Here is an 8,366-nt window from a genome sequence, read left to right as displayed (position 1 = left end):
GGTTGGATGATGTGGAACTGGCACGTTTCTTCACTCGCGAGCGGTGCATGTTTGGTGATTTTTGATGGTAGCCCTGTTTACCCCACTCATAATGTGCTCTGGGACCTCGCAGAACGAGCCGAAGTGACGCTGTTTGGAACCTCAGCAAAATACCTAGAGGCGCTGGAAAAAGCATCTTTTTCTCCGCAGAAAAGTGATGCATTTCCAAGTCTGAAAACCATTTGCTCAACGGGCTCTGTTCTGTATCCAGAACAGTTTGATTATGTCTATCAGCGCATTAAAGAAGATGTACACCTCGCCTCGATTTCTGGCGGAACAGACATTTGTGGCTGCTTTGTATTGGGCAACCCTATTTCTCCCGTTTATCGGGGAGAGTGCCAATCAGCAGGGTTAGGGGTCGATGTCCGAGTCTTTAACCCACAAGGTAATAGCGTAATGGGAGCGCGCGGTGAGTTGGTTTGTGCCAATTCATTACCCAACTTCCCTGCTGGCTTTTGGAACGACACCGGTGAGAGATATCATCGTGCTTATTGGGATAAATTCGACAATATTTGGCACCACGGCGATGATGTTGAACAGACCCGCGTTGGGGGATACGTATTTTATGGTCGAAGTGATACCACGTTGAATCCTGGTGGCGTAAGAATCGGCACGGCCGAAATCTATCAGCAAGTGAACTGTATAGACGGTATTCTAGATTCGATCGCAGTAGGAAAAGAAGTCGATCGCAACGAACAAATATGGCTGTTTGTCCAATTAGTCAAAGGGGTAGAGCTCAATGACGAGATGATCGCTTCCATCAAAGCACAGCTAAAGTCTGCATGTTCTCCAAGGCATGTACCTAGTGCGATTTACGCAATAAGCGATATACCTAAGACACGCTCAGGAAAGCTGGTCGAGTTAGCCGTTAAGCAAGTCGTTAACAACCGAAACGTCGAAAATTTAGGCGCAATAGCCAACCCTGAAGTGCTGGAGGAGATACGCAGGATAATCGTCTAAAAATAACCTCCGAAGACTTAGTTGTTCGAGTATGTCCTTGCATGCACCACGACGACTTGTTTAGAGCAAGTAAAGTTACACATACCCTCAGCAGATAAGAAAAAAGCGAGCTTGTTAGCTCGCTTTTGTCAATTTTTGTTCTTTATTCAGCGGTATTAGCGACGACCAAGCCCCATTAATACCGACATTGTTTTACCATCAGATGTAATGTCAAAAACGTGTCGCGATTCAACTTCAGTAAAACCCGCTTCTTTCAGTGCACGCTCAGACTTCGCAAGGGTAAAACCGTCTTGTTCACATTCTGCAATCCAATCAAAATGAACAAAATAGCCGCCGTGGTTAAGTAGAGAATGCGAGATCGTTAATGACGCGTCTAAGTCTTCCACAAACGCTAAAACTGATGATGCAACCACCAAGTCGAACTGTCCACGAAAGGCCGGATGCTGAGCGACCAAGCCGCGAGATAATGCATCTACCACAGGTTCTACGTTGACGAGCTCTTTTTTATCGAGTTCCTCAATCATGGCTTCCGATGCGTCTAATGCTACGATGTCTTTAACCATCGGTGACAATCGTTGACTTAACTGCCCTGTTCCGCATCCAAAATCTAGTACTTTAATGCCATCAAGCTGAGTTAGCTGTTGTAACTGCTCAAACACCGACTGCGCAAATTGCTCTGTTGCTGGATTTGATTCCCAGTTTTTTGCTAAGCCGTCCCAATCTTGTGCCATCGTGGCCTCCATGTTCACTTTTTGTAACCCACATAGATTACCGCAAAACCGTTAAAAGACCATAGACTTATCTGGCGGATTCGCGTTTTTTTCGATAATCTTTCATGGCTTTGGGAGCGCATCTGCATAATACCCAAATTATTTGAATTCATTTATTGGTTGTGTCAAATCATGAACTTAACTCAAGTAGAAGCCTTCTGCACCATCGCTGAGTGTGGTTCTGTTTCTGAAGCGGCAAGGCAACTCGACTGCAATCGTACCAAACTCAGTATGTCGATTAAGGCATTAGAGAAAGATCTCGACGTTGAATTGTTTAACCGAACTGGCAACCAGCTCACCCTCTCTGAAGCTGGGAAAGCCATTTACAAAGATTGCGAACACCTACTTATCATCGCACAACGGGTCAGAAAGACCTGCGCTCAAATCTCGGAAGGGTTTAACGCGGAAGTTTGGGTAGCACGTGACGACTCCTTACCTGATGATCTCTGGCAAGAATTATCTCATACATTGAATAACCGCTTTCCTTCAACAACCTTCAACTTAATCTTGGCATCCAGTGGCGACTTAGCCAACTTGGTCAGTACCCACCAAGTAGATTTTGCTTTCGGCGTTGATTATGAGCGAGTAGACGATCCTCGTATCGTATATAACCCATTAGGCAAGATACGTATGATGTCAGTATGCAGTGTAGAACACCGCCTAAGTAAGATGCGCCGTGTCTCAGACGAAGATCTACGTAGTCAGATGCAAGCACTAATGGTGTACCTAAATGAGAAAGACAACCCTGAACTGCAACCTTTCTCGACTCGATATATTGGTTTTTCGAGTTTTGACTACATGCTGAACACCATCTTAGAAGAAGACGCTTGGGGCGTGCTTCCAGAACCATTAATCCGCCATTACCTTCGTCAGCAGAAGCTCGCCGTTATCAAACACACATACGGATTGACGCAAGAAGACTACTGTATGTTTTCACCTAACGGCCATACTGAGCATCCAGCAATGACGTGGTTAGCAGATAAATTGAGCGAGTATTTATTTGACTTCTAAACATTTTATCAGTGAGCGTCAATTTTACTGACACCAAAAAATCACAGTAAACCATTGTTTTATAGGAATATAAATAAAAACGCAATTTTTTAGATTAGTTACTGGTCACTTTGTGGTTGCCTAAATTACCTTATGAGCGAAGAATAGTAAGGTATTAAAATTCAAAGGCATCTTTTATGTGTGACAGGACAAGCAAAAACGAAAACCGTATTCTAACCATTTCAGCCCTTTTGGCATCTGGGTTCGCTGCTGGTGGTATGGTACTTGGCTTGCTTGTAGGATCAATTGTCATCGTGTTTGACGGTGTTTACTCTTTGGTCAGCTTACTGTTAACTTTATTGTCACTGGCCGCTTCTTACTATATTAACAAGCCTTCAAAATCTGTATTCCCATTTGGAAAAGCGGTCTTAGAACCAATCGTTATTGCGATAAAAGCAGCCGTCATTTTAGTGGTTGTAAGCTTCTCTCTCTACTCTGCGATATCAGCATTGATGTCTGGAGGTCGCGAGGTCGATGCTTCTATTGCGACCTTATTCGGCATCGTGAATGTTATCGGTTGTGGTTACGCTTGGTGGTTTATGGCGAAACGCAGCCGCCGCTTCTCATCAGGCTTGATTGAAGCGGAGAAAAAACAGTGGCAAATGGATACTTTGTTGAGTGTGGCGGTGACCGTAGGATTTATCTCGGCTTGGGCTGTTTCACTAACGCCATTCTCTGAGTATGCGGTATATGCCGACCCCATGATGATGGTTTTAATGGGCTTTTACTTCCTCAAAGTACCGTTCGATATGCTAGTAGGTGCCTTACGTGAACTACTAATGATGGCACCAAGCAAAGAGCTGTGTCAGAGCGTTGGCAAAGATGTTCTTGAGATTGAAAAAGTAACTGAGCATCAATTGAAACTGGCTGGCGTAACGAAGGTGGGCCAAGAGCTACGAGTAAATGTGGACGTACATATTGATGACGACACATTGGAGCTTGATACACTAGAGCACACTCGTAAGCAGCTTATCAAGCGACTGTCGAAGCACAGATTCAAGCTTCAACTACACTTGAACGTCGCTTATTAGAGCGCCACCAAAGAGCCGTTAAAACTCAATAAAAAGCTCCCAATCTCGGGAGCTTTTTTAATTTTTTCGATTTAGTTTCTTCGTATTCGAATACAGCTCGCAAGGGAGATCTGTTCGTTGCTCACTTAAATTCTCTGATCTCGTTGGTAACTTACCCAGCCGCTTCGCGCTTCTCTTTGGTGACTAACCAACACATCAGCGAGCCCACCGTTACCATCACAACGCCCTGCCAAAAGCTATGGCTCAGAGTTACGCCAAGAATAATGGAAGAAAATAAAGCGGAAAAAATGGGTGTGAAGTAAGACAAGGTGGCGAGAAAAACCATATTGCCGCCAACGATCGCGATATTCCATAAACCATAACCACCAGCCATTAAAGCCGCAGAGGCCACTAAGTACCCCATCGCTTCCCAACTGAATGTCATTGGTGGCTCATCCGTAAACGCGTATTTGACCCAAAGCGAAACAGCTGTTGCAATAAAAAACAGGGTAATCGCATTATGTTTAGATTGCTGCCTTTGGGTTAAGTTGCAATAAAAAGCCCATATAACCGCGCCAGCGAAAGCCATAAAATACACCAGAGGGTTACTACTAACATTGGACATGATCTGAGTTATGGATAAGCCATTCTCACCGCTCACAGTCCAAGCAACCCCAACAAACGCCAGCGTAACTGCGGGATAAAGCAACCAGTTTGTTTTTTTATTGCTGCCAAGGACCGCAAATAAAACCGTCAGTGCGGGCCAAAGGTAATTGACAATCGACACCTCAATTGCCTGCGCGCGCGAGTTGGAATATCCCAAAGATAGAGCGAGAAATATTTCATAACAGACGAACATCGCACCACCAAGCGCAAGATACTTGGGAGAAAAGTAAGACAACTTTGGAATACCGACCACGATAAGAAGGAAAACAGAGCTAAGAGAGTACAACATGGCTGCCCCGCCTACAGGACCTAAACTCTCCGTAACCAACCTCGCGATGCCAAGCAGACAACTCCAAGAGAGAATCGCGATACAACCATAAAGTGTGAAACGAAATTGCACTGATTTCATGTGACCTACCACTCACGAATGCCAAAGGAAACGTCAGCTTAACTCAAAAATGATCAGGTTCAACGTACTGTTTTATAAAAATCAGTATAAAAATCATTCTATTAAGCCGTTGGAGTCGATATGAAACATTTTCTGCCCTCTAGTGTTATGCTTACACCCTTTGTTGTGCGCTACTATGATGAAGATGACAACGAGAGTGAAAACGTTAAAACACATTCGGAAACGCATGGTCTAGATAGCGAAGAGCAATCTAAGGAACGTTCAGAGTAAAGGAATCCAAACATGAAAAAAGTCGCAGTCATTTTAAGTGGTTCAGGCGTTTACGACGGTTCTGAGATCCACGAAGCAGTGTTGGCGCTCTACGCCATCGAGAAGGCAGGTGCAACTTGGCACTGCTTTGCACCTAACATTGACCAACTCCACGTCATCAATCACCTAACTGGTGACGAAATGGATGAAACACGTAACGTATTGATCGAATCAGCTCGTATTGCACGCGGAAATATTGACGATGTCGCCAAACTTAACGTCGATGAATACGATGCCCTACTGCTTCCAGGTGGGTTTGGTGCCGCGAAAAACTTAACCGACTTCGCCGTTTCAGGTGCAGAGTGCTCCATTAACACACACGTAGCTCAAGCTTGTCGCGCGTTTGCTAATTCGAAAAAACCAGCTGGCTATCTGTGTATTTCTCCTGTCATTATTCCGATGATTTATGAGCAAGGCGTGAAAGGAACGGTAGGCAACGATGAGGCAGTCTCAATAGCATTTAATCAAATGGGCGGTGAACACACCACGTGCCCTGTCGAAGACATCGTTTTTGATGAAAAACACCTCGTACTTTCAACCCCTGCTTACATGTTGGCAGAGAATATCTCTCAAGCAGCTTCAGGTATCGAAAAGTTAGTATCAAAGCTGATTAAAATAGCTTAATTATTAGTAGTTATCTTATAAAACACTTCTCTATCCCCATTGATAATTAAGTTATTAATGGGGATTTTTTATACTTTAGTCGAATTTAGAGATATATCCGCGTCAGAAGTCAATTTCTGCCAATCGTTTGCGTCCATAGTTTCATATTTGTTCTACTTTATATCAGTGTTGCACTTATACGCAGTGCAACAAGATCACTGTCACAGTTTTTCTCTTGCAAGTACCTCTAAGTAGGTAAACTTGCTTCAGATCAACTTCAATCTGGAAACGAATGTGCGACAGTAAATGGCAAATTAAGAAAGATTATTAAAAATAACGACGGAGCTATCCAATATGACAAGTGCATTTTTTATCCCTACGGTAAACCTAATGGGCGCTGGTTGTTTGAAAGACGCAGCAGACAGCATCCAATCTCAAGGCTTTAAAAAAGGTTTGATCGTTACGGATAAGATCCTTAACCAAATCGGTGTAGTCAAACAAGTTCAAGACCTTCTCACTGAGCGCGATGTAGCAACCGTTGTGTTTGATGGTACTCAACCAAATCCAACTATCAGCAACGTTAACGACGGCTTAGCACTTCTTACTGATAACGAATGTGACTTCGTTGTCTCTCTAGGTGGTGGTTCACCACACGACTGTGCGAAAGGTATCGCGCTTGTTGCTTCTAACGGCGGCAAAATCGCAGATTACGAAGGCGTAGACCAGTCTGCAAAACCAATGATGCCACTTATCGCAATCAACACGACGGCAGGTACTGCATCTGAAATGACGCGTTTCTGCATCATCACTGACGAAGAGCGTCACATCAAGATGGCTATCGTTGATAAGCACACAACACCGCTTATCTCGGTAAACGATCCAGAGCTAATGCTAGCTAAACCTGCTTCGCTAACTGCGGCAACAGGTATGGATGCCCTAACTCACGCGATTGAAGCTTACGTATCTATCGCAGCAACACCAATCACTGATGCGGTAGCAATTAAAGCGATTGAGCTTATCCAGGCTTATCTACGCACAGCAGTGAAAAACGGTGAAGATCTAGAAGCTCGTGAACAAATGGCATACGCGCAGTTCATGGCGGGTATGGCATTCAACAACGCGTCTCTAGGTTACGTACACGCAATGGCACACCAGCTAGGTGGTTTCTATGACCTTCCACACGGTGTTTGTAACGCGATTCTTCTACCTCACGTACAGCGTTACAACGCGCAAGTATGTCCTGAGCGTCTACGTGACGTAGCAAAAGCAATGGGCGTAAACGTAGAAGGCATGTCTGCTGAAGCAGGTGCAGCGGCAGCAATCGACGCTATCGTTACTCTAGCGAAAGATGTGGGTATCCCAGCAGGTATCAAAGAGCTTGGTGCGAAACTAGAAGACATCCCAACACTAGCAGACAACGCACTGAAAGACGCTTGTGGTTTCACTAACCCTAAACAAGCAACTCACGAAGAAATTTCTAAGATCTTCGAAGAAGCGATGTAATCTCGCTAACTAAACAATTCTCTAGCCTTAATTCAATCCCCGATCTCGTATCGGGGATTTTTTACATTCATATACAAGTGAATCTCTGCCAAACATAGTCTTTTAGTGTTAGCTTTTAAGTATTAATACGATTCATATTGGAAGGAACCATGAGAACGATTGCTGCTACCCTACTCGCTTGTTTATCCTTTTCTGCCAACACTGCCGAATACCGCGCCAACGAAGTGGCGAATGGATTTCAGATCCCTTGGGGGATCGAGTTCTTAGATAACCAACGCGTTATCGTCAATGAAAAGAACGGTACGGTTTCGTTGCTGGATATCACCAAAGGCAAACCTCAAAAGCTGTTTAACGTTCCCGATGTGAACACCAGTGGACAAGCCGGCTTATTGGATGTTGCGCTCGCACCGAATGCCGATAAGCAAAACCCGCAACTCTTCTTTACCTACAGCAAGCGTACGAGCAAAGGTAATACGGTGGCGTTAGCGACGGCGCAATTGCAAAACAATCAACTTGTGGGTTGGAACGATCTCTTTGTTGCTGATGCCATCACCGACACGGGTCGCCACTACGGCAGTCGAATTTCATTTGTAGACGATAAAGTTTACTTCTCAATCGGTGACCGTGGCGAACGTGATAATGGGCAAGACAGTCAAACCCATGCTGGCAGTATTGTGCGCCTTAACCTTGATGGTTCGGTTCCGCAAGACAACCCATTCAAACCTTCCCAAGCTCGTCCTGAGATATGGAGTTACGGGCACCGCAACCCACAAGGTATGTTTTACGACGAAGCAACAAAACAGCTGTGGTCGATTGAGCATGGACCACGCGGCGGCGATGAAATTAATCTAATCAAGAAAGGCGCGAACTACGGTTGGGCTAAAGTCTCTCATGGTAAAGAATATTGGGGACCGTTGGACGTTGGGGAAGCTAAGTCGTTACCGGGAATGGAAGATCCCAAGCTGGTATACATCCCTTCTATCGCACCCAGCAATATGATTTTGTACCGTGGTGATAAATACCCAGAGTTAGATGGGAAAATCCTCG

9 protein-coding genes are annotated in these 8,366 nt (G+C 44.7%); 7 read left to right on the top strand and 2 right to left on the bottom strand.

What is annotated here, in order from left to right; translation table 11 throughout:
• Positions 1 to 999: AMP-binding protein (locus IQR33_RS32675; RefSeq protein WP_228013820.1), on the top strand; the 999-nt coding region annotated here is incomplete at its 5' end.
• A gap of 155 nt (positions 1,000 to 1,154) precedes the next feature.
• Here the strand turns inward: IQR33_RS32675 and IQR33_RS09155 are convergent.
• Positions 1,155 to 1,730: a class I SAM-dependent DNA methyltransferase gene (locus tag IQR33_RS09155; RefSeq protein ID WP_054728907.1), complete on the bottom strand. Its 576-nt coding sequence runs from the start codon at positions 1,728 to 1,730 to the stop codon at positions 1,155 to 1,157.
• A gap of 171 nt (positions 1,731 to 1,901) precedes the next feature.
• Between IQR33_RS09155 and IQR33_RS09150 the strand changes: the two genes are divergently transcribed.
• Both IQR33_RS09150 and IQR33_RS09145 read left to right on the top strand, forming a co-directional pair.
• Positions 1,902 to 2,780, top strand: coding sequence for a LysR family transcriptional regulator (locus IQR33_RS09150; RefSeq protein WP_005375568.1), 879 nt, complete (start codon positions 1,902 to 1,904; stop codon positions 2,778 to 2,780).
• A 176-nt stretch (positions 2,781 to 2,956) separates the two neighbouring features.
• Positions 2,957 to 3,850, top strand: a complete 894-nt coding sequence (locus tag IQR33_RS09145) for a cation diffusion facilitator family transporter (RefSeq protein WP_053303754.1) — start codon at positions 2,957 to 2,959, stop codon at positions 3,848 to 3,850.
• A 151-nt stretch (positions 3,851 to 4,001) separates the two neighbouring features.
• Here the strand turns inward: IQR33_RS09145 and yddG are convergent, their stop codons facing one another.
• The gene (gene yddG / locus IQR33_RS09140; RefSeq protein ID WP_005389394.1) at positions 4,002 to 4,904 is read right to left on the bottom strand and encodes an aromatic amino acid DMT transporter YddG; all 903 of its coding nucleotides are present in this window, start codon (positions 4,902 to 4,904) and stop codon (positions 4,002 to 4,004) included.
• Between the two features lie 120 nt (positions 4,905 to 5,024).
• On the opposite strand from yddG, the gene IQR33_RS09135 reads away from it, so the two are divergent.
• The 4 genes from IQR33_RS09135 to IQR33_RS09120 all read left to right on the top strand — a co-directional run.
• Positions 5,025 to 5,174, top strand: a complete 150-nt coding sequence (locus IQR33_RS09135) for a hypothetical protein (protein WP_017634379.1) — start codon at positions 5,025 to 5,027, stop codon at positions 5,172 to 5,174.
• A gap of 12 nt (positions 5,175 to 5,186) precedes the next feature.
• Positions 5,187 to 5,837, top strand: coding sequence for an isoprenoid biosynthesis glyoxalase ElbB (gene elbB, locus IQR33_RS09130; protein WP_154203939.1), 651 nt, complete (start codon positions 5,187 to 5,189; stop codon positions 5,835 to 5,837).
• A gap of 333 nt (positions 5,838 to 6,170) precedes the next feature.
• Positions 6,171 to 7,319, top strand: coding sequence for an L-threonine dehydrogenase (gene yiaY, locus IQR33_RS09125; RefSeq protein WP_042521463.1), 1,149 nt, complete (start codon positions 6,171 to 6,173; stop codon positions 7,317 to 7,319).
• 149 nt (positions 7,320 to 7,468) lie between these two features.
• On the top strand, positions 7,469 to 8,366 hold an 898-nt coding region (locus IQR33_RS09120; RefSeq protein ID WP_228013819.1), incomplete at its 3' end, for a PQQ-dependent sugar dehydrogenase.

The sequence above is a fragment of the Vibrio sp. OPT46 genome (assembly GCF_015163535.1).
In the GTDB taxonomy this organism is placed as follows: Bacteria; Pseudomonadota; Gammaproteobacteria; order Enterobacterales; family Vibrionaceae; genus Vibrio; species Vibrio alginolyticus.
This window is presented reverse-complemented; position numbering and strand designations above follow the sequence as displayed.